Origin of the sequence: Alteraurantiacibacter lauratis (assembly GCF_037154155.1) — a bacterium.
GTDB classification, from domain to species: Bacteria; Pseudomonadota; Alphaproteobacteria; order Sphingomonadales; family Sphingomonadaceae; genus Alteraurantiacibacter; species Alteraurantiacibacter lauratis.
On the sequence record NZ_JBANRN010000004.1, the window covers coordinates 1 to 20,829 of the forward strand.

Genomic DNA, 20,829 nt, shown 5'->3' on the forward strand with positions numbered 1-20,829 from the left:
GGTCTCCTGCTTCAGCGGAGACACTCTGAATCAATACACGCACTGAATTTCAAGAGGCTGATTGGGTTTAGACCCTAACGACAACAGTTTTTTCCTTGATCATTGGTACACCAATGCAGAATGAACCAGGCTTGGGAGGGTTATCAAGCAATATTGCTTGAGGACATTTGCTTCCCACCCCACCATTCCCCACCCGCGCAATCTGCGCTAGGGGCTGCGCGTCATGCAGCTTGAGATCGATATCGAGGATTGGCCCGCCCCTGCCGCGCCGTGGGGCGATTGGGCCGCGCTTGCCACACGCGCATTAAACGCGGTGCAGCAGGTCGCGCCGGAACTGGCCAATCCGCGCCTCGAAACCTCGCTGCTGTTCACATCCGATGCCGAAATCCACGCGCTCAACCGCGAATGGCGCGGGCGCGACAAGGCGACCAATGTGCTCTCCTTCCCCATGCTGGAGCGGGCCGAACTGCTCGCCCTTGCCCCCGAAGGCCCGCCCCAAATGCTGGGTGACATCGCGCTCGCCTATGAAACCTGCGCGCGTGAAGCGGCGGAAAAGGACGTGCCATTGGAAGCCCATGCCGCGCATCTCATCATCCACGGCCTGCTGCATCTGGCGGGCCACGATCACGCGATTTCCGCCGAAGATGCCGAGACGATGGAAGCGCTTGAAGTGTTGGCGCTTGCACAAATGGGTATCGCCAACCCATATAGCGAGAATTGAAACAGCAGGGGTAGCTTGCGGCGATGGCCGACAACAGCAAGGGTGGTGATTCCCAATCGGGAGACGGGGAGAGTAGCGGCGGCCTTTGGGGCGCGATAAAATCGCTGTTCGAAGGCGAGGAAGGCCCTTCCCTACGCGAACAACTCGAAGAAGCGATCGAGGAGCATGAGGAGGATCAGGCCTCCGGTGTGAGCGGTGAGAACGGCGCCAAGGGTGACCTGTCCCGTGCAGAGCTTATCATGCTCAAGAACCTGCTGCATTTTTCCGAACACGACGCCGACGATATCGCCGTGCCGCGCGGGCAGATCATTGCCATCGACGCCGCATCGAGCTGGGACGAGGTGGTCGCGCTGTTTGCCGAACACGGCCATTCGCGGCTGCCGGTATACCGCGAGACCTTGGACGATGTGATCGGCATGATGCACATCAAGGATGTCTTCCCGATCCTGGCCGAAGGGCGCGCGCCGCCGGCCGACTGGACCACGCTGATGCGCCAGCCGCTCTATGTGCCGCAGGCGCGCGGCGCGCTCGACGTGCTGGCCGATATGCGCGCCAGAAAGACGCATCTGGCCATCGTGCTCGACGAGTTTTCCGGCACCGATGGCCTCATCACGATCGAGGATCTGGTCGAGGAAATCGTCGGCGAAATCGCGGACGAGCATGACGATGACCCGGTGGACCTGGTGGTGCCGCTGGGCGACGGGATGTGGGAAGCCGACGCGCTGGCCGAACTCGACGATCTGGCCGAGACGCTGGGCGATCCGCGCATTGCCGAGGTTGCAGAATCGGTCGATACGCTGGGCGGGCTCACCTTTGTGCTGGCGGGCCATGTGCCGCAGCCGGGCAGCGTGCTCGAACATCCCAGCGGCTGGCGCATCGAGGTGATTGCAGGGGACGAGACGCATGTTACGCGCCTGCGCCTCCACGCCCCGCCAGCGGCGGAGGCCGAAGCGGTCGAATAGGCGGGCAATCGGCCGCTTGCTCCAGTTTTCCCAGCGATTTTTACTTATCCCGCTCGACAGCAGTTGCATAATTGTGAACAAAGGCCCCCATGCGCAGATTGCCGCCCCTTCGTGCCCTGGAGGCATTCGTGCGCACGGTGCGCCTTGGCTCGGCGCGCGCGGCGGCGAGTGAACTGGGCCTTTCGCCGTCGGCGCTGTCGCGGCGAATCACCAATCTGGAAGATTTCACCGGCAAGAAGCTGTTCTCCCGTTCGGGCCAGGTGATGAAGCTGACCGATGAAGGGCGCAATTTCTACGACGCGGTCGCCCCGCATCTGGAAACGCTGGCCGCCGCAGTGGAGGCGCAGTCGGAAAACCTGCAAACGCTGCGCCTGCGCCTTGGCGTCATGCCGCTGTTCGGCACGCAGCGGCTGTTCCCGCGCCTGCCCGAACTGCGCGCCATGCATCCGCGCCTGCATCTGGATATCGACACCGGCCCGCATCTGATCGACCGGGTGGGCGACACGCTGGATGCCGCCATTGCGCTCACCACTACGCCCGACAAGGCGTTTCATGCGGTGCAGCTCGACGAAAACAGTGTGCACGCGATCTGTTCGGTCGCGCTGGCCGAGAAGCTGGGACCGGTGCCCGACATTGCCGAACTGGAAAAGCAGACCTTCCTTGTCCACACCGACATGGAACTGAGTTTCGAGGCGTGGAAGAAGGCGCTGGGCCTCGAAAAGCTGCAACCCGTGGCGGTGGACCATTACGATTCGGGCCAGTTGATCCTCGAAGCCGCCGCGCAGGGCCTCGGCATCGCCATCATGCATGACGATCACATGATCCGGAATGCCGATCCGCGCGTGACCGGCCTTTACCGGCAGAAGATTGCCAGCCCCTATTCCTACTGGTTCCTGTGCAAGCCGGTGGATCTGGATGCGCGGCCCTTGCGCATCTTTCACGATTGGATCGTGTCGGCAGGGCTCTGACAGTCGCGCAACCCTAGCCCGCGTGGCCGTTTTGCGGCACAACCCCTCCCCTGCGGATTCGCAAATGATCCAAAGGGGAGAGACATGCAAATCAGGAAAACCGTTCTGGCTGCCGCACTGGCCGCCATCAGCCCGCTGGCCTTCATCGCGCCCGCATCGGCGCAGATGATGCCGCTCAACGACCCCGTGGTGGGGCATCCCGATCCCGAAAGCCTGTTCACCAGCCGCGATCCCGTGCTTCACCGCAACAAGCAGGCTGCGCTCCACATCATGCGCGAGCTGCTGCAATGCAACCAGTGGCACCGGGCGGGCGAATGGCTGACCGACCGCTACATCCAGCACAATCCGCTCGCCGCATCAGGGCTGGAAGGCGTGGTGAACTACTTTGTCAATGTGGCCCGCGTGCAGCCCACCCCCACCTGCGACCGGCTGGTAACGCCCATCGTCTCGGTGCAGGCCGAAGGCGATTATGTGACCGTGGTGATCCGGCGCGAACTGCCGATCCCCGGCGATCCCAATGGCGGCACCTACACGACCACCTGGTTTGACAGCTGGCGCTTTGTCGATGGCAAGGCCGATCAGCACTGGGATCCGGCCACCCTGCCCAATTACACCCCGCCCGCCGTTGCCGCCGACAATCTGCTGCGCGAGGCGCAGGACCGCGCCGCGATTGAACGGCTGATGTGGAATTACGTGCGCGCGATCGACACCTGGAACGCGGATGCCTATGCCGCTGTCTTCACCGAGGACGGCAGCTTCGGCAACACGCGCGGCCGTGATGCGCTGCGGCAGATGGTCAGCGGCATGGCCGCCAACCGCAACGCGCAGTCGCCCACGCTGCACCATGTGATGAGCAACCAGACCATTGAGTTCATCAATCCCAACCGCGCCGTGGTCCGCTATTACTGGCAGACCGTCACGCGCGGCGTGCCCGCTGGTCCGCGTCCGGAAATGCTCGCGCAGGGCTGGGGCGAGGACATCGTCATCAAGCAGAACGGCCGCTGGCTGATCCAGAGCCGCAATGTCGCGCCCGATTGATCGGGTCTGACACGATCTAACCGGGCCGAATTACGGCCCCTATTCGCGACCATGGAAACGCGAGATGTCGAACCAGACATCTCGCGTTTCGCCTGTTTGCAGGGAACGGGCCGCGGTGACATGGAAAGTGCGCCCGTTCAGCAGGTGCAGTTCCTGCCGCACCGCTTCCAGTCCCAGCAGGGCGAGAACTTCGATCTCCTGCGAACGGGAATAGACGACATAGGCATCGTCGGGCCCGGTGCCGCCCGCGCTGGCGAGGATGGTGGGCGCATCGGGCGGCAACAGGCACCCGGCCAGCGGCAAGGGCATTAGCCCCGCCGCCAGCAGCAGCGCCAGCCACTGCCCCAATGGCATCAAGAAAGCGTGGCCTTCACGATCTTGCCGGGGTTGCGCGGCGGTTCGCCCTTGGGCAGCGCGTCGACATGCTCCATCCCGCTGATGACTTCGCCCCATACGGTATATTGCTTGTCGAGGAAGCGCGCATCGTCAAAGCAGATGAAGAACTGCGAATTGGCGCTGTGCGGAGCGCTGGTGCGGGCCATCGAGCAGACGCCGCGCACATGCGGCACATCGTTGAATTCGGCCTGGAGGTCGGGCTTGTCGCTGCCGCCCATGCCGGTGCCGGTCGGATCGCCGCCCTGCGCCATGAAGCCGGGGATCACGCGGTGGAACACCACGCCGTCGTAAAACCCTTCCGAAACCAGTTCGGAAATGCGCGCGACATGGCCGGGGGCCACATCGGGGCGCAGCTTGATGACGACATCGCCGCCTTCGCCGTTGCCGGTGTCGAGGGTGAAGGTCAGATGTTCGGCGGCCATGCAAATGTCTCCTCAATGAAATGTGGTGCCGGGATATAGGGCAAATGCGGGCAAAGTCACGCCATCAGCGCGGCTGATGCTTGCTTTTACAGGCAGCGCGATTAGGCCCACCTTCCATGGCCCAGACCGATTTGCACGACCCGGCAGAAGACAGCGTCGAGAACGTTGCTGCGGAACCACGCGTGGAGGAGCTGGACGAAGACAATCTGCTGAAACCAAGCTTCGTCAACGCCGTGCGCGCCGCGCTGGCCGATGGCGATGTGGCGCGCGTCTACGATCTGGTCGAACCGCTCCACCCCGCCGACGTTGCCGACCTGTTCGAACTGCTCCAGCCCGCCGAGCGCGCGGGTCTGGCCGCTGCCATCACCGATCTGATGAGCGGCGAGGTGATCGCTGAACTCAACGACTATGTCCGCGAGGACATGATCGAGGCGCTGCCCGCCGCCGCGGTCGCGGAAATCGCCGAACAGCTCGACACCGATGACGCGGTGCAATTGCTGGAGGATCTCGACGCCGAGGATCAGCAGGCGATTCTGGCCGAGATGGAGCCGGAAGACCGCGCAGTCATCGAAAGCGCGCTGTCCTACCCGGAAGAATCCGCCGGCCGCCTGATGCAGCGCGAGCTGGTGGCGGTGCCCGATACGATGACGGTGGGCGACCTGATCGACTATCTGCGCGAGCATGACGATCTGACTACCGAGTTCTGGGAAGTCTTCGTGGTCGATCACCGGCATCACCCGGTGGGCACCTGCCAGCTTTCGTGGATCCTGCGCACGCCGCGCCACATCGCCCTTACCGACGTAATGAAGCGCGACCAGACGCTGATCCCCACCGACATGGATCAGGAAGAAGTCGCGCTGCGCTTCCAGAAATACGGCCTGATCTCGGCGGCCGTGGTGGACGAGAGCGGCCGGCTGGTGGGTCAGCTCACCGTCGACGACATCGTCCACATCATTCAGGAAGAAGCCGGCGAGGACGCGCTGCTGCTGTCGGGCGCGGGCGATGGCGACATTAACGAGCCGATCCGCGATGCCTATTCCGCGCGCGTGCGCTGGCTGCTCGCCAATCTGCTCACCGCATCGGTCGCCAGCTTCGTGATTTCCCGCTTCGAGGATGTGATCGCGCAGATGGTGGCGCTGGCCGTGCTGATGCCGATCGTCGCCGGGATCGGCGGCAATGCGGGCACGCAGACACTGGCGGTGACGGTGCGCGCCCTGGCAACCAACCAGCTTACCAGCAGCAATACCTGGCGCGCGGTGCGGCGCGAAATGTCGATCGCGCTGCTCAACGGCACCACCGTGGCGCTGGTGATCGGCACGGCGGTGAGCCTGATCTTCGGCAATCCGATGCTGGGGCTGGTGATTGCTCTGGCGATGATGGGGAATATCGTGATCGCGGGCTTTGCCGGCGTGTTCGTGCCGCTCACGCTTGACAAGCTGCGCGCAGATCCGGCGATCGCCTCCTCGATCTTTGTCACCATGACGACGGATTCGATGGGCTTTCTGGTATTCCTGGGCCTCGCGGTCGGCATGGGGCTGGTCTGAAAGCAGGGAAACCCTATCTTCCCCCCATGCCGCTCCACCTCACCAAGATCGCCTTCCGCTGCTCGTCTCTGGCCGAGCTGGAGGCATGGTTCGACGGGCGCACGCCGGACAAGCGGCTGCGCACACGCTACCTGCCCAAGCGCCATGCGGAGATTATCGGCGGCTCGCTTTACTGGATTCACGAACACGCGATCATTGCCCGCGCCGCGATTACCGGCTTTGAGCAGCGGCCCGACGGGCATTGGGACATTGTGCTCGAAAACCGCCTCCACCGCGTGCACCCGCGCCCCAAGCGGGCGCATCAGGGCTGGCGATACCTGGAGGATGCGGACGCGCCTGCCGATCTGCTCGATGGCGAAGTGGTGGGCGATGCCATGCCGGGCAAATTGGTGAGCGAGCTGGCAAAGCTGGGGCTGGTCTAGCGCCTTTCCCTCACGCCAATGCTTCCATGGTGGCGAGCTTGATCAACGCCTGTTTGTAGCTTTCCGGCTCCGCGCTGCCTTGCAGGATAAATTTGCCGTTGACCACGAAGGTGGGGACCGAGCGGATATTGTTCTGCGCCGCCAGTTCCTGATCGCGCCGGATCGCCTGCGACAGGCCGGGATCGTCGAGCGCGCGGGCCGCCGCCGCCGGATCAAGCCCCTGCGCCGCCACCAGATCGAGCAGCACCGCCCTGTCGGAGATATTGCGCCGCGCCTGAAAATGCGCGGCGAACAGCGCCTGTTTCAGTTCACCCTGCGCCTGCGCGCCCGATGTTTCCAGCGCCCAGCGCAGCAGCTTGTGCGCGCCGTGCGTGTTCCACACATGGCGCGGCGGGGCATCGCCCTCGCCTGTCCAGCCCATATCAAAGCCCGCCGCCTCTGCCGCCGCTTCCACATGGCGCTGCATTTCAGTAACTTCCTCGGCGCTCTTGCCATAGGCCCGCGCCAGCAATTCCGCCTGATCGCGGCCTTCGGGCGGCATGTCGGGATTGAGCTCAAAGGGCAGGAACACCACGTCGACGTCCACCGTGCCTTTCAGATCGGCCACCGCCTGCTTGAACTGCGCATGGCCGATGGCGCACCAGGGGCACACCACATCCGACCAGATATCCACCTGCAACACCTCGCTCATCGGGTTCTCTCCAGCCACCAGCCAAGCATGGCATTGGCAATAGCTTGCGCTGGTGGCGGAATGAAGGCGGCGGCATCGCTGCGCCTCTCCATCGCCTCGGCCACTTCGGCGCGGGTGAACCAGCGCGCATCGGCCAGTTCGGTGTAATCCACCGTCAGATCGCGCGCATCGGCCAGCGCGTGGCAGCCGATCATCAACTGGCTGGGAAAGGGCCATGGCTGGCTGCCGATATAGCGGACCGAGTGGACGCGCACGCCCGCTTCCTCCCACACTTCGCGCGCTACTGCCTGTTCGATAGTCTCGCCCGGCTCAATGAAGCCTGCGAGCGCCGAATAGCTGTGCGGTGGAAACTGCGTTCCGCGCCCCAACAGCAGGTCGCCCTCGTGCTCGACCAGCATGATCGCCACCGGATCGGTGCGCGGGAAATGCTGCGCGGTGCAAGACGGGCAATCGCGCTGCCAACCTCCCTTGGCGATCACCGTGGGCGCGCCGCAGCGGGCGCAGAAGCGGTGCCGCGCGTGCCAATCGACCAGACTGCGCGCACTGGCGTAAAGCGCCATGTCCTGCGCACCCAGCAAGGCTATGGCGGCCCAATTGGGCTTTTGCCGAAAAGCCGGGCGGTCGTCCCCCTCTGCCGGCACCGCAGCAAAGACGGGCACTTCGCCATCCATGCCCAGAAACACCGTTTCGGCATCGGGCGGCAGATCGGCGGCCGCGCCAAAACTCAGGCGGTTGGCCGGATTGAGCACTGGCGAGAGCGCATCAAGCAGCAGCAGCCGCGCATCGGCCCGTGCGCGCAAGGCCGCCAGCAAGGCGGGATCAGTGCGGCTGTGATCGGCCCGGTCCAGTCCGTGGCCGGGATAGTGTATCGTCATGCAGCCAATCTCAACCCCGGCGCGAGGCCAGCGCGGCGGCATCACCGGCCACCACTACGGGAAAATCATTCTGCACGCTGTATTCCATGCTCGGCATATATTGCGTCATCAGCGTGTGGCGCAGGCCCCGGTTCATATCGACAAGGCCGCAGGTTCCTGCCGCGCCGAACCAGCCGAACAGCCCCGCCGCATCGCCCCGGCCAACCAGCCCGCCTGCGCCATAACCGAAAGCACGCCCGCCGCTGGAGAACCCGCCATCAGCAGCCAGCGTATCGGGCATCAGGTCGCTTGTCGCCTGCTCCACGCTGCTGCGATCCAGCACAGTCACCCCGTCCACCGTGCCGCGCCCCGCGATCATCGCCAGAAAGCGGTCGTAATCGCGCGCACTCGACACCAGCCCCGCCCCGCCAAAGGGGAAAGGCGGCGGGTCGAGATAGACGCTGTTGTCGGGCAGGTCGATCGGCACCAGCATCCCGTTCAGCAGGAAATAATTGGCGGTAAAGCGGTGCGCCTGTGTCAGCGGCACCTGAAAGAAGGTGGAGGTCATGCCCAGCGGATCGAAAAAGCGCTCCTTCAGGAAACGGTCGAAGCTCTTGCCCGTCACCACTTCGATCACACGACCCAAGAGGTCGAGCCCGACCGAATAGACCCAGCGCGTGCCCGGCTGCGCCACCAGCGGCATTTCCGCCAGCCGGTCAGCAAACAGCGCCAGACTGCGCACCGGCGTGCCGCGAAAGGCGGGCACATTCTCCATTCGCGTGACCAGGCCCGGCACAAGGCCGGCGGCGGTATAGGCATCGGCCAGCGGCCCCTGCTGCACGATCGAATAGCCGAGGCCGGCAGTATGTGTCAGGCAATGGCGCACGGTGATCGGGCGCGCGGCGGGCTCCAGATTGTCGGGCGTGATCGGCCCGTCATAGACCTTTTGCACCTGCATATTGGCGAAGGCAGGCAGGATGTCGGCAATCGGCTGGTCAAGGTCCAGCCAGCCTTCCTCTATACAGGCAAAGGTCGCCATGCCGGTAATCGGCTTGGTCATCGAATAGATGCGGTAGAGGCTGTCCGCATCGGCGGGCTGGCCGCTGGTGAAGCTGGTATTGCCCATCGCGATCACGTCCGGATCGCCCGGCCCCATCCCCAGCGCCGCGACCATGTTCGCCACCCTGCCATCGCCTACATAGCTGCGGACCATGTTTGCCACGCCGGGCCAGCGGCGCACGGCATCGTCGCCAGTTCCTTGCGCGAAAGCGAGGTGCGGAAAAGCCAGCGCCAGGGCCGCAAGGCCGCCCGCGCCTGCGAATTGCCGCCGCGACAAGGCGATGCCGTCGATACGATTGGCTTCCACGCGAATTCTCCCGTTCTGATCCTTTTGTGGCGGGACACTAGCAGCGCTTGCTCGCCCTTCAAGCGAGCGATTGCGCCGCGGCTGACGGACCCTTGCGATCGCCCAGTGTCTTACCTAAATAAAACAGATGCTGAACGTGCTCTCCATCCTCATCGGGCTGATCTCGTTGATCATTGTAATCCCCTCGCAAATCCCGCTGTTGGGCTGGGGCAATTGGCTGGCATTGCCGCTGGTGGTGACGGGGATTGTCGTGGGCGCGCTGTCGAGCACGAATGCGGGGCGCAATTTCTGCCTGGTGATCTTTGCCATCGCGGTAATCCGCCTGTCGCTAGGCGGCGGGATCATCTAATTCCGCGCCAACACCAGCTGCGCCGCCTTGGCGAACAGAGTAGGAAGGCCCGCCTCGTCAAGCCGCTCCACCGGCCACCATTCGCCGCCGGATAACTCGATTATTGCATCCTCGGCATAGATCGCCACGCCCAGTTCCAGATCGAAATGGCTGAATGTGTGGCGCACCACGCCGCCAGCCTGCCAGCGCCCGCCCAGCGGCGGATCGCCGTGTCCGTCTCCCCGCGCTGACCAGCCATCGTCGGGCAGTGCGCGCATCCCGGCCAGCATTCCGCGCCCCGCGCGCGTCACCAGCCAGACAGCGCCGTCGCGCTCAATCCAGAAGGCAGTGCCCGTGCGGCGCGGTCGAGCCTTTTTCGCAGCCTTGACCGGCAGCCGCAGCGGATCGCCGGTGGCGCGGCCCCGGCATTGCGAGGACAATGGGCAAAGCAGGCATTTGGCATCACGCGCGGTGCAGATCGTCGCGCCCAAATCCATCATCGCTTGGGCAAAATCGCCCGCGCGGTTTTCTGGCGTGATCGCATCGGCGGCGGCGCGGATTGCCTTGCGCACACCCGGCAGCGGTTCCTCTATGGCAAGCAGCCGCGCCACCACCCGTTCCACATTGGCGTCCACCACCACCGCCCGCTGACCAAAGGCAATCGCGGCAATCGCGGCGGCAGTATAGGGGCCAAGTCCGGGCAGCTTGCGCAGCTCCGCCTCGTTTTCCGGAAAGCCGCCACGCGCGGCAACATCGCGGGCGCAGGCCACCAGATTGCGCGCGCGGCTGTAATAGCCCAGCCCCGCCCATGCGGCCATCACCTCCGATTCTGGCGCGGCGGCCAGAGCATCCACCGTGGGCCAGCGCGCCACGAATTTGTTAAAATAGGGCGCAACCGCCGCCGTTGTGGTCTGTTGCAGCATCACTTCGGACAGCCAGACGCGATAGGGATCGGGCCTTGCGCCGCCCTTCACCCGCCACGGCAGGTCGCGGGCATGGCCATCATACCAATCGAGCAAGGCCTGTGCGGTGTTGTCCATTGCCGCGCCATGGCATAGGCAGGGCCGCAATGGAAAGCGGCAAGCCCCCACCCCGGCCCAAAAGCCCCCCTGCCAAACCCGCGCGCCCCTATGAACGGCCACGCGGCGGGGACGCGCAGGCGGTGGCCGATCTGGTGCCGCAAATCGGGCGCGCCGCCTTTCGCCGCTTTGGCTTTGTGCAATCCAGCGTCGTCACGCGCTGGCCCGAAATCGTGGGTGCGGCCCATGCCCGCGTCTGCGTGCCCGAAGCGATCCGCTTTCCCCCCGGCGAAAAGGCCGACGGCATCCTGCAACTGGTGGTCCAGCCCGCACACGCCCCGCTGATCCAGCATGTCATCCCGGAAATTATCGAGCGGGTGAACCGCTTTTTCGGATACAAGGCGGTGGCACGGGTAAAGATGCGGCAAGGCGCGGTTAAGGCGGATGCTGCTCAAAAACCCGCTACCGCGCCGCCTTCGCTCAAACCCATTCCGATGGAATTGGGCGATTCCTTGCGCGATATTGGCGATCCGGAACTGCGCATGGTGCTCGAATCGCTGGCCCGTTCGCTGGGATCGAAAGAGGATGATTGAGGAATGAAGAAGGCTGTTCTTGCAGGGCTTCTGCTCGCCGCCGCCCCGATCAGCGCGGTGGTGGCGCAGAACTGGGACGCCACCTATTCGACCACCGATGGCGGGAACCTGCACGGCAATCCGCAGGCCTCCACGCGGCTCACCACCTTCGTCAGCTATACCTGCCCGCATTGCGCCAATTTCGAAACGCAGGCCGAAGGGCCGCTGCGCCTCGCCTATGTGCAGACGGGACGCGTGGCGGTGGAAGTGCGCCATGTGATCCGCAACCCGATCGATCTGGCGGCCGCGCTGGCGGCGGAGTGCGGTTCGGCGGACAGGTTCTGGGGCAATCACCGCGCGATCCTGCGCGATCAGCCTCGCTGGCTGGCCGCCGCACAGGCGACGACCCCGGCGCAGCAGGCGCGCTGGCGCACCGGCACCACCGGCGCGCGGATGCGGGCGATTGCAAGCGATATCGGCCTTTACCGCATCATGGAGCCGCGCGGATATACCGCCGCGCAGCTCGACCAGTGCCTGAACAACGAGGCCGAGGCGCGCCGGCTGGCCGAAACCGCCGCAGCCGACAATGCGCGCTGGGACATTCCCGGAACACCCAGCTTTGCTATCAACGGCACGATGGTATCGGGCGTGCACAGCTGGCAGGCGCTGCAACCCCGGCTGGATGCTGCGCTGCGTTAAGCTTGCGAAGGGGCTGCGCGTGCGATTAGCTGGGCATATCCTGTGCAAAAGCGGGGCCACAGGCGCGCGCAACGCTTGCCCCTGCGTCCAAGCGGTCTAGCCTTCCTCCCAATATCCGAAAAGGAACCTGAAATGTCCGTGCTTCGTGATCGTCCGCTTCATCGTGTGATCTTCGCCGTGCTCGCCGCGCCGCTGGCGCTGGGCCTTGCGGCCTGTTCTGGCGAAGATGCCACCACGGCGGGCGGCAATGGCGAACCCGTGGCCCCCGTGGCCGCGCCTGCCGGCACGACCTGGTCGAAGACCGTCACGCGCACGGAGCAGGGCGGCTGGCTGGTCGGCAATCCCGATGCGCCGATCAAGCTCGTTGAATACGGTTCGCTCACCTGCCCCGCCTGCGCCCGTTTTGCCGAGGAAGGGTCGAAGGCGCTGCTGGAAAACTATGTCGATACCGGCCGCGTCAGCTTCGAACTGCGCAGCGCGGTGATCCACGGCGTTGTGGACCTGATGCTCACCCGCCTGATCGAATGTGCGCCTGAAACCGCCGCCATACCGCTTGCCGATCAGGTGTGGTTCAATCTGGGCGAAATCCAGCAGACCTATATGAGCCAGCAGGACGCGATGAACCGCGCGCTGCAATTGCCCGAAAACCAGCGCTTCGTGGCGCTGGGCGAAGTGGGCGGCTTCACCCAGTTCTTCGCTGCACGCGGGATCAGCACCGATCAGGCCAATGCCTGCCTTGCCGATGCGCCCGCCATGATGCGCCTTGCGGAAGTGACGCAGGGCGCAATGCAGGCCGACAATGTGACCGGCACGCCCACCTTCTTCCTCAACGGGCAGAAGATTGACGCCACCCGCTGGGCCGAGGTCGAAGGCGCGCTGCAACGCGCCGGCGCAAGGTAAACCTGGCAAGAGGGGGGAAGCCGGCCAGTGGAGATCAGGAAGCTCAGACTTTCGGGCTTCAAGAGCTTTGTCGAGCCAGCTGAACTGCGCATCGAACCGGGGCTGACCGGTGTGGTCGGCCCCAATGGCTGCGGCAAATCCAACCTGCTCGAAGCGATCCGCTGGGTCATGGGCGAAAACAGCCCCAAATCCATGCGGTCAGGCGGGATGGAGGACGTGATCTTCGCGGGCACTGCCACCCGCCCGCCGCGCGATTTTGCCGAAGTGGTGCTCCACGCCGCCGATAGCGAGGGCGAGGAACTGAACGTCACCCGCCGCATCGAACGCGGCGCGGGCAGCGCCTACCGCGTCAACGGGCGCGATGTGCGGGCAAAGGACGTGGCGCTGGTGTTTGCCGATGCCGCCACCGGCGCACATTCCCCTGCCCTCGTCAGCCAGGGCAAGATCGCGCAGGTCATCGCGGCCAAGCCCGAAGAACGGCGCATGATGCTGGAAGAGGCGGCGGGTATTGCGGGCCTGCATGTCCGCCGCCGCGATGCCGAAAACCGCCTGAAAGCGACCGAACGCAACCTTGCGCGGCTGGAAGACCTGATGGCGGGCCTCGACAGCCAGATCGCCACACTGCGCCGGCAGGCCAAGCAGGCCGAACGCTACAAGGCCTTGTCCGACCAGATCCGGCTGGCCGAAGCGCGGCTGGTCTTTGCCCGCTGGCGCGACGCGGCGGCGGCGGCTGAGGCAGCAAGGCAGCAGGCGCGCACTGCCGATGCTGAAGTGGCCGCCGCACAGGAGGCGGCAAAGACGGCGCAGGCGGCGCAGCACGCTCTTGCGGAAAAGCTTACCGAATTGCGTGACGAACTGGCCGACCGCCGCGACGATGCCAGTGCGCACGGGCACCGCATGGCCGCGCTCGCCAGCCAGCTCGAAGCCGCGCAGCAACGCCTTGCCGATCTCGACCGGCAGCAGCAACGGCTGGAAGAGGACCGGTTCGAGGCCGACCGCCTTACCCGCGACGCGGCACAGGCGCTGAAGGATCTCGACGCTGCGCTTGCCGCCAATGTCGCCGCGCTGGAAGAGGCGGAAAAGGCGCGCCCTGCCCTGCTCGCCAAATCCGAAGATGCCGAACGCGCCGCACGCGCCGCCGAACTCGCACTTGCCCGCGCAACGGCGGAAAACGCAGGAGTGGAAGCCGAATGGCGCGTGGCCGAGGCCGAGGTGGCGCAGGCGCGTGCCCGCGCCGATCGCTTGCTGGCCGAGGCGCGGCGGTTGGCGGAGCAAAGGGCCGCCCTCGAAAGCACCGGCGATCCGGCAGCAGCGGTGGAAGCCGCGCGCAAGGCCGCCGAAGACGCCTCCGCCCGCCGCGAAAATCTGCGCGCTGCGCTGGACGCGGAACGCGCGCGCAAGGATGCGCTTGGCGCGGAGCGGGACGCCGCCGCCAGCCTGCTTTCCTCCGCCCGCGCGGACCTGGCTGGAATTGAACGCGAATGGCAGGCGCTCGACCGCGACCGGCAAGCTCGCGCCAAGGCCGCGCAGGGCAAGCATGGCCTGCCTGTGGCGCTCGATGAGGTGGCGGCAGAGCCGGGCTATGAACGCGCGCTGGCAGCGGTGCTGGGCCGCGATGCCAAGGCGCCGCTGGGTATGCCCGACAAGGCCGCCGAAGGCCGCTTCTGGACGGGCGCCGCCGCGCCCAGCCCCGTGGCGGACAATCTCGCCGCCCATGTGCGCGCCTGCCCGCCGCAGCTCGCCGCGCGGCTGGCGCTCGTCCATGTGGCCGATGCCGATGATGGCCGCACGCTTGGCCCCGGCGAATGGCTGGTGACGAAAGATGGCCTGCTGCGCCGCTGGGACGGCTTTGTCGCACGCGGCGAAGGCGCTGCCGAGGCGGCGCGGCTGGAAGCGGACAACCGCCTTGCCGATCTGGAACAACGCCTGCCGCCCTTGCGCAAGGCCGTGGCAGAAGCGCAGGCGCGTCACGATGCGCTGGCTGCGGAGGCGAGCGAGCTTGCCCGCGCGCTGGTTGCCAGCGAACGCAGCGTTAACGAGGCGGCAGAGGCCGAGCGGCAAGCGCTGCGGGCGCTCGATCAGGCCGAAGCGGCGGCAGAACGCCATGCGGCACGCCTTGCCGAAATCGCCCGTGCCAGTGCCGATCTGGCGCAGCAGCAGGAGGCCGCACAGGCCGATATCGCGGCGGCCGAAGCGAAACGCGCCGCCCTGCCCGATCCTGCCGCGGGTCGCGCCGCGCTCGACGCCGCGCGCCTGCGTCACGAGGCCGCACGCGAAGGCTTGCAAGCCGCGCTCGCCACTCTCGCCGCGCAGGATCAGGCGCTGGCGGTGGCGCGCGAACGCGTGGCCGCGCAGCGCAGCGACAAGGCCAATTGGCAGGCGCGGGCGGGCGAAGCGGCGCAGCGACTGGCGGGCATGGAGGCCCGGTTCGCGGAAATTGCCGAACAGCGCGCGATTACTGCCGCCAAGCCTGCCGGACTGATCGCGGAGATTGAAGGCGGCGAAGCGGTGCGCGCGCGACTCACCGCCGAACTGGCCGCTGCCGATGCCGCAGTGCAGGCTTGCGCAGAAGAATTGCGCGGCGCGGAAACCGCTCTCGCCACCGCCGCCGAAGCACTCGCCACCGCGCGCGAAAGCCGTGCCACGCTGGCGACACGGGCGGAGAACGAGGAGAGCCGGCGCGAGGAAATGGCGCGCATTTCGGGCGAACGTTTCCAGTGCCCGCCGCCGCTGCTACCCGAACGCTTTGCGTTTGACGCGGCCCAGGTGAGCCATTCCAGCGCGGAGAGTGAGGCGATGGAGGCGCTGACCGCGAGCCGCGAACGCATCGGCCCGGTCAATCTGGTGGCGGCAGAGGAGCTGGCCCGGATCGAGGCCGAGCATGGCGCGAGCGCACAGGAACAGGCCGAACTGGTCGAAGCGGTGCACCGCCTGCGCGGCAGCATCGGCAATCTCAACCGCGAAGGGCGCGAACGCCTGCGCGCGGCGTTCGAGGCGGTGGACGGCCATTTCCGCGCGCTGTTCACCCGCCTGTTCGAAGGGGGGCAGGCGCATCTCGCGCTGGTCGATTCGGACGATCCACTGGAAGCTGGGCTGGAAATTTACGCCCAGCCGCCGGGCAAACGGCTGCAATCCTTGAGCCTGCTGTCGGGCGGGGAACAGGCACTAACCGCAACGGCACTTATCTTTGCATTGTTTCTAACCAATCCGGCACCAATTTGTGTGCTGGACGAGGTCGATGCCCCGCTCGACGATGCCAATATCGACCGCTTCTGCGACCTGCTCGACTGGATGGTGGGCGAAACGAAAACCCGCTACCTCATCGTCACCCACAACGCGGTAACGATGAGCCGGATGCACCGCCTGTTTGGCGTGACGATGGTGGAACGCGGCGTCTCGCGGCTGGTCAGCGTGGATCTGGGCGAAGCGGAACGGCTGGCGGCGGAGTAGGCTGCGCCTATCCCCTACCTGCAAACCAGATCACATGGCGCGGCCCCTTGCCGTTGCTGCGGGCGCGCACCACCACTTCGTCCACTGCAAATCCTGCCTTGCGCAGGCGGCTCGCAAAGACCGGATCGGGCGCGGCGGACCATACCGCCAGCACGCCGCCGGGTTTCAAAGCTGCCTTTGCCGCCATCAGCCCTTCGCGCGAATAGAGGCGGCCGTTATCGGCCCGCACCAGCCCGTCCGGCCCGTTATCGACATCGAGCAGGATCGCATCATAGATGCCCTTGGCTCCGGCAATCGCCAGCGCGACATCTGTGTGAACCAGATCGGTGCGCGGGTCGTCGAGGCCACCTGCGGTGAGTTCCGCCATTGGACCGCGCGCCCATTCGATGATTTCGGGCACCAGTTCGGCCACGGTCAGCCGCGTGCCGGGCGCGGTTGCTTCGAGCGCCTTGCGCAGCGTGAAGCCCATGCCGTAGCCGCCGATCAGCCAGTGCTGTTTGGGCCGCGCACCCAGCCGCTCGGCAGTCATTTCCGCGAGCGCCTCTTCCGATCCGCTCATCCGGCTGTTCATCAATTCGTTGCGGTCGAGCACGATCATGAAATCGGCCCCGCGCCGCATCAGACGCAATTCCTCCCCACCGGGGACCTGGGCAGAGGCGAGATGTTCGAGCGGTATCATGGGGCAGGCTATGCCCGCGTGCGGCGGATTTAGCTAGTCCAGCACTGCTCTGGGTCCCGGCCCTTTCAGACCGAGCCGGTCGTCCTTGTTATACAGACGGCATTTGTCGAGGCTGAGGCAGCCGCAGCCGATGCACTGGTCGAGCTGGCCGCGTGCGCGGGTAAGCAGGCCGATGCGCTTGTCGATCTGGTCGCGCATCCCGCGGCTGATGCGCTGCCAATCGAGCTGGGTCGGGCTGCGGTTGTCGGGCAGCGCGGAAAGCTGTTCTTCGATCTCCCCCAGTGCGAGGCCCAGCCTTTGCGCGATCAGGATGAAGCTGATGCGGCGGATGTCGCTGCGCAGGAAACGCCGCTGATTGCCGCCCGTGCGGACGGAACGGACAAGCCCCTTCTGCTCGTAGAAACGGATCGCGGAAACGGCCACGCCGGTGCGCGCGGCAAGTTGCCCGATGCTGATATAACGATGCTCGGTCATGCCTTGCCGATATCCCCAAACCCTTGAGTTAAAGCTAACTTCAGCTTGGGAGGGAGGCAAGCGAATTGGCCGCAGAACACACAGGCAGCACCAGCCTGTTACCTTTTTTTCAAGCAGTTATGTGGCACATCTCACAAAAAGCGTGAGCAGCGGGAAACTAGAACGCTTCCTCATAGGCCCGCGAGATGTCGCCGCCCCATTCGCCGTGATACTTGTCCAGCAGGCGCTGCGCGGGGACTTTGCCGCTTGCCACGATCTCGTGCAGCGGTTCGAGGAAGCCCGTCTCGTCATCGCCCGAAGCGTTGTGGCGCGCGCGGTTGGCAAGCCCGCGATGCGCGATGGCGAGCACATTCTTTGCCAGATCCTGCAAGCGGTGCCCGCCCGGAATGGCAGCGTCGAGCGCCTGCGCGGGAACGGCGGAACGCAGGGCCTCGCGCTCCTCCATCGACCAGTCCTTGACCAGATCCCATGCGGCATCGAGCGCTTGCGGGTCGTAAAGCAGACCCACCCAGAAGGCAGGCAGCGCGCAGATGCGGTTCCACGGCCCGCCATCGGCGCCGCGCATTTCAAGGAAGCTTTTGAGCCGCACTTCGGGAAAGGCGGTGGACAGATGATCCTGCCAATCGCTGGGCGTGGGCAATTCGCCGGGCAGCGCGGGTAATTCGCCTTTCAGGAAATCGCGGAAGCTCTGCCCTGCCGCGTCGATGTAACGCCCATCGCGGAACACGAAATACATCGGCACGTCGAGCATATAATCGACATAGCGTTCGTAGCCGAAGCCATCCTCGAACACGAAGGGCAGCATTCCCGTGCGGTGCGGATCGGTATCGCTCCAGATATGGCTGCGATAGGACAGCATCCCGTTGGGCTTGCCCTCGGTGAAGGGCGAATTGGCGAACAGCGCAGTCGCCAGCGGTTGCAGGGCGAGGCTGGTGCGAAACTTCTTCACCATATCGGCCTCGCTCGAATAATCGAGATTAACCTGAATGGTGCAGGTGCGCAGCATCATGTCGAGGCCCAGATTGCCCACCCGCGGCATATGGCGCAGCATGATGGCATAGCGGCCCTTGGGCATCACCGGCAGTTCGGCGCGAGTCTTGTCGTGCCACATACCCAGACCCAGAAAGCCGAGGCCCAGTTCATCGCCCACTTCACGGCATTGTTTCAGGTGGCGGCCGGTTTCGGCGCAGGTCTGGTGCAGGTTTTCCAGCGGCGCGCCCGACAATTCGAGCTGGCCCGCCGGTTCAAGGCTGATCGCGCCATCGGGCCCGGTCATCGCGATGACATTGCCGCCCTCGATCACCGGCTCCCAGCCAAAGCGCTCCATCGCTATCAGCAGGTCGCGAATGCCGCCCTTTTCGTCATAGGACGGCGCGCGGTGGTCGGCGAGGCGAAAGACCAGCTTCTCGTGCTCGGTGCCGATTCGCCAGCGTTCAGCCGGCTTTTCGCCGCGCTGCATGGGCAGCAACAGCTCCGCGCGGCTCGCAATCGGCCGCTCCTCCCCCTCTGACGCCTGGCGCGTGCTCATGCCTGCGCCGTTAGGATGGAAACGCCGCCGATGCCAGCGCGAAATTGCACCATTATTTGACTGTGTCCGATTTGGACCATCGCGTGACCGGATAGCTATCCCCGCCAATCCCCGGCGACCCCCATCCACAAGGCTATGGCGGCGATGGCAGCGGTTTCCCCGCGCAGGATTCGCGGACCAAGGCTGACCGGTCGGGCAGCGGGATGCGCACGGATGGCGGCGCGCTCGGCATCGTCAAACCCGCCTTCCGGCCCGATCAGCAGCGCGGCGGGGCCGGTATGCGCGGCAAAGGCGGCAGCGGCGGGCTCCCCACCTTGCTCGTCCGCAAAGAACAGCGCCCTTTCGGCAGGCCAATCGCGCAAGAGGGCGTCGAGTTTTGTCACCGGTCCCAATTCGGGCAAGGCCGTGCGGGCGCATTGTTCGGCTGCCTCGGTCAAAATGGCACGGGCGCGCTCAGGGTTGAGCTTGTCCGCCACGCAGCGCCGCGTCAGCACGGGGACGAAGCGCGCCACGCCCAGTTCGCTCGCCTTTTCCAGCACCAGATCGAAGCGATCCTTTTTGAGAAGCGCTGCGCACAGCCAGAAATCGGGCACCGCCTCGCGCCCGCGCAAAAGCTCCGCCACTTCCAGCACCGCGTCGCGCTTGCCCGCTTCCACCACGCGCGCGGCCCATTCGCCGGTCTGATTATCGCACAGGATCACGCCGTCGCCGGCCGCAACGCGCATCACGCGGGCAAGGTAATGCGCCTGCGGCCCATCCAGCGCCACATGCGCCCCCTGTTCCAGCCGCTGCGGAACGAACAGGCGCGGAGCGCTTCGCGGGGGCCATGCGGGAGTTGCTGCCATGGCTAGGCACTAGAGCGCGGCGCGGCTAACACGCAAGCCATGAGTGCCGAGCATATCACCCCGGACAGCGAACATCGCGGCCTTGTCGGCCTGCTCCCGCCCCAAATGCGCGATTACGCGCTACTGGCGCGGTTTGATCGGCCGATTGGCTGGTGGCTGCTGTTCTGGCCCTGCGCCTGGGGCGTGTGGCTGACCGGGTCGGGCGTGCAGGCGGGGCTTGTCGTGTGGCTACTGCTGGGTTCGATCGCCATGCGCGGGGCGGGCTGCGTGTATAACGACATTGTCGATGCCGATCTGGACCGGCAGGTTGCACGCACTGCGGCGCGGCCCGTTGCCAGCGGGCGGGTGAGCAAGCGCGCGGCGTGGGCATGGCTGCTGGCCTTGTGCGCGGTGGGCCTGATCGTGCTGCTGCAACTGCGCTGGCAGGCGCAGCTGGTGGCGCTGGGCAGTCTGGCGCTGGTCGCGGCCTATCCCTTCATGAAGCGGATCACGCATTGGCCGCAGGCATGGCTGGGGCTGGTGTTCACTTGGGGCGCGCCGGTGGGCTGGATGGCGCTGCGCGGCGATTATATCGGCGCGATGCTGGCGCTCTATGCCGCCGCCTTCTTCTGGTGCATGGCCTATGACACGATCTACGCGCTGCAAGACCGCGAGGATGACGCACTGGTGGGCATCCGTTCCTCTGCCCTCCGGCTGGGCAGCCAGGTGCGGCTGGGCGTGGGCCTGTTCTATACCGCCGCGATCCTGTGCCTTGCGCTGGCGTTCTGGCAGCTCAGACCCGATCCGCTGGTTTTGTTGGCGCTGATCCCGGCGGCGACGCATTTCGGCTGGCAGGTGGCGACGCTCAATCCCGATGATGGCGCCAATGCCCTCGCCCGCTTCCGCTCGAACCGCTGGGCGGGCGCGCTGGTGGCGGCGGCGTGCTTTGTGGTGGGCAACGCCTGAGGCGAG

Annotated in this window: 22 protein-coding genes; 12 read left to right on the top strand and 10 right to left on the bottom strand. The window is 65.7% G+C overall.

Annotated features, from left to right (window positions below; translation table 11 throughout):
* The first annotated feature begins 223 nt into the window (after positions 1–223).
* The 4 genes from ybeY to WFP39_RS05105 all read left to right on the top strand — a co-directional run bounded on the left by ybeY (position 224) and on the right by WFP39_RS05105 (position 3,689).
* Complete coding sequence (gene ybeY / locus WFP39_RS05090) at positions 224–721, top strand: rRNA maturation RNase YbeY (RefSeq protein WP_336918090.1); 498 nt, start codon at positions 224–226, stop codon at positions 719–721.
* Between the two features lie 23 nt (positions 722–744).
* On the top strand, positions 745–1,683 hold the full coding sequence (locus WFP39_RS05095) for a hemolysin family protein (protein ID WP_336918091.1): 939 nt from the start codon (positions 745–747) through the stop codon (positions 1,681–1,683).
* Positions 1,684–1,772: 89 nt separating this feature from the next.
* Positions 1,773–2,651 carry a LysR family transcriptional regulator gene (locus WFP39_RS05100; protein WP_336918093.1) on the top strand — a complete coding sequence of 293 codons (879 nt, stop codon included), beginning with the start codon at positions 1,773–1,775 and terminating at the stop codon, positions 2,649–2,651.
* Between the two features lie 84 nt (positions 2,652–2,735).
* Positions 2,736–3,689, top strand: a complete 954-nt coding sequence (locus WFP39_RS05105) for an SgcJ/EcaC family oxidoreductase (protein WP_336918095.1) — start codon at positions 2,736–2,738, stop codon at positions 3,687–3,689.
* A gap of 39 nt (positions 3,690–3,728) precedes the next feature.
* On the opposite strand, the gene WFP39_RS05110 is transcribed toward WFP39_RS05105, so the two are convergent.
* Positions 3,729–4,043: a hypothetical protein gene (locus tag WFP39_RS05110; RefSeq protein WP_336918097.1), complete on the bottom strand. Its 315-nt coding sequence runs from the start codon at positions 4,041–4,043 to the stop codon at positions 3,729–3,731.
* Positions 4,043–4,507, bottom strand: a complete 465-nt coding sequence (locus tag WFP39_RS05115) for a peptidylprolyl isomerase (RefSeq protein WP_336918099.1) — start codon at positions 4,505–4,507, stop codon at positions 4,043–4,045. The genes WFP39_RS05110 and WFP39_RS05115 overlap by 1 nt, the downstream gene beginning before the upstream one ends.
* 116 nt (positions 4,508–4,623) lie before the next feature.
* Here WFP39_RS05115 and mgtE point away from each other — a divergent pair, with 116 nt between their 5' ends.
* The gene (mgtE, locus tag WFP39_RS05120; RefSeq protein WP_336918101.1) at positions 4,624–6,051 is read left to right on the top strand and encodes a magnesium transporter; all 1,428 of its coding nucleotides are present in this window, start codon (positions 4,624–4,626) and stop codon (positions 6,049–6,051) included.
* A 26-nt stretch (positions 6,052–6,077) separates the two neighbouring features.
* The gene (locus WFP39_RS05125; RefSeq protein ID WP_336918102.1) at positions 6,078–6,473 is read left to right on the top strand and encodes a DUF1489 family protein; all 396 of its coding nucleotides are present in this window, start codon (positions 6,078–6,080) and stop codon (positions 6,471–6,473) included.
* A gap of 10 nt (positions 6,474–6,483) precedes the next feature.
* Here WFP39_RS05125 and WFP39_RS05130 read toward each other — a convergent pair whose 3' ends face one another.
* Genes WFP39_RS05130 through WFP39_RS05140 form a run of 3 tightly spaced genes read right to left on the bottom strand, consistent with a single transcriptional unit; the run spans position 6,484 to position 9,384 of the window.
* Positions 6,484–7,182 carry a DsbA family oxidoreductase gene (locus tag WFP39_RS05130; RefSeq protein WP_336918103.1) on the bottom strand — a complete coding sequence of 233 codons (699 nt, stop codon included), beginning with the start codon at positions 7,180–7,182 and terminating at the stop codon, positions 6,484–6,486.
* On the bottom strand, positions 7,161–8,039 hold the full coding sequence (gene nudC / locus WFP39_RS05135; RefSeq protein WP_336918105.1) for an NAD(+) diphosphatase: 879 nt from the start codon (positions 8,037–8,039) through the stop codon (positions 7,161–7,163). The genes WFP39_RS05130 and nudC overlap by 22 nt, the downstream gene beginning before the upstream one ends.
* A gap of 10 nt (positions 8,040–8,049) precedes the next feature.
* Entirely contained in the window at positions 8,050–9,384 is a 1,335-nt protein-coding gene (locus tag WFP39_RS05140) for a serine hydrolase domain-containing protein (protein WP_336918106.1), read from the bottom strand.
* A gap of 127 nt (positions 9,385–9,511) precedes the next feature.
* Here WFP39_RS05140 and WFP39_RS05145 point away from each other — a divergent pair, with 127 nt between their 5' ends.
* Positions 9,512–9,733, top strand: coding sequence for a hypothetical protein (locus tag WFP39_RS05145; protein ID WP_336918107.1), 222 nt, complete (start codon positions 9,512–9,514; stop codon positions 9,731–9,733).
* Here WFP39_RS05145 and WFP39_RS05150 read toward each other — a convergent pair.
* Positions 9,730–10,752 carry an A/G-specific adenine glycosylase gene (locus WFP39_RS05150; RefSeq protein WP_336918108.1) on the bottom strand — a complete coding sequence of 341 codons (1,023 nt, stop codon included), beginning with the start codon at positions 10,750–10,752 and terminating at the stop codon, positions 9,730–9,732. The two genes, WFP39_RS05145 and WFP39_RS05150, sit on opposite strands and share 4 nt — an antisense overlap.
* A 29-nt stretch (positions 10,753–10,781) precedes the next feature.
* On the opposite strand from WFP39_RS05150, the gene WFP39_RS05155 reads away from it, so the two are divergent.
* The 4 genes from WFP39_RS05155 (at position 10,782) to smc (ending at position 16,352) form a co-directional block, all read left to right on the top strand.
* Entirely contained in the window at positions 10,782–11,324 is a 543-nt protein-coding gene (locus WFP39_RS05155; RefSeq protein WP_336918109.1) for a DUF721 domain-containing protein, read from the top strand.
* A 3-nt stretch (positions 11,325–11,327) separates the two neighbouring features.
* Positions 11,328–12,002 (top strand): DsbA family protein, encoded by a 675-nt coding sequence (locus WFP39_RS05160; RefSeq protein WP_336918110.1) that lies wholly within the window; start codon positions 11,328–11,330, stop codon positions 12,000–12,002.
* A gap of 132 nt (positions 12,003–12,134) precedes the next feature.
* The gene (locus WFP39_RS05165) at positions 12,135–12,902 is read left to right on the top strand and encodes a thioredoxin domain-containing protein (protein ID WP_336918111.1); all 768 of its coding nucleotides are present in this window, start codon (positions 12,135–12,137) and stop codon (positions 12,900–12,902) included.
* Between the two features lie 27 nt (positions 12,903–12,929).
* Positions 12,930–16,352: a chromosome segregation protein SMC gene (gene smc / locus WFP39_RS05170; RefSeq protein ID WP_336918113.1), complete on the top strand. Its 3,423-nt coding sequence runs from the start codon at positions 12,930–12,932 to the stop codon at positions 16,350–16,352.
* 7 nt (positions 16,353–16,359) lie between these two features.
* On the opposite strand, the gene WFP39_RS05175 is transcribed toward smc, so the two are convergent.
* From WFP39_RS05175 to WFP39_RS05190, 4 genes are all read right to left on the bottom strand, one after another.
* Positions 16,360–17,031: a spermidine synthase gene (locus WFP39_RS05175; protein WP_336918115.1), complete on the bottom strand. Its 672-nt coding sequence runs from the start codon at positions 17,029–17,031 to the stop codon at positions 16,360–16,362.
* Between the two features lie 33 nt (positions 17,032–17,064).
* Positions 17,065–17,505: a redox-sensitive transcriptional activator SoxR gene (soxR, locus tag WFP39_RS05180; protein WP_336918116.1), complete on the bottom strand. Its 441-nt coding sequence runs from the start codon at positions 17,503–17,505 to the stop codon at positions 17,065–17,067.
* A gap of 157 nt (positions 17,506–17,662) precedes the next feature.
* Positions 17,663–19,033 carry a glutamate--cysteine ligase gene (locus tag WFP39_RS05185; protein WP_336918117.1) on the bottom strand — a complete coding sequence of 457 codons (1,371 nt, stop codon included), beginning with the start codon at positions 19,031–19,033 and terminating at the stop codon, positions 17,663–17,665.
* Between the two features lie 95 nt (positions 19,034–19,128).
* Positions 19,129–19,878 (bottom strand): 16S rRNA (uracil(1498)-N(3))-methyltransferase, encoded by a 750-nt coding sequence (locus WFP39_RS05190; RefSeq protein WP_336918118.1) that lies wholly within the window; start codon positions 19,876–19,878, stop codon positions 19,129–19,131.
* 39 nt (positions 19,879–19,917) lie between these two features.
* Here WFP39_RS05190 and ubiA point away from each other — a divergent pair, with 39 nt between their 5' ends.
* Positions 19,918–20,823, top strand: a complete 906-nt coding sequence (ubiA, locus tag WFP39_RS05195; RefSeq protein ID WP_336918119.1) for a 4-hydroxybenzoate octaprenyltransferase — start codon at positions 19,918–19,920, stop codon at positions 20,821–20,823.
* Positions 20,824–20,829: the final 6 nt, after the last annotated feature.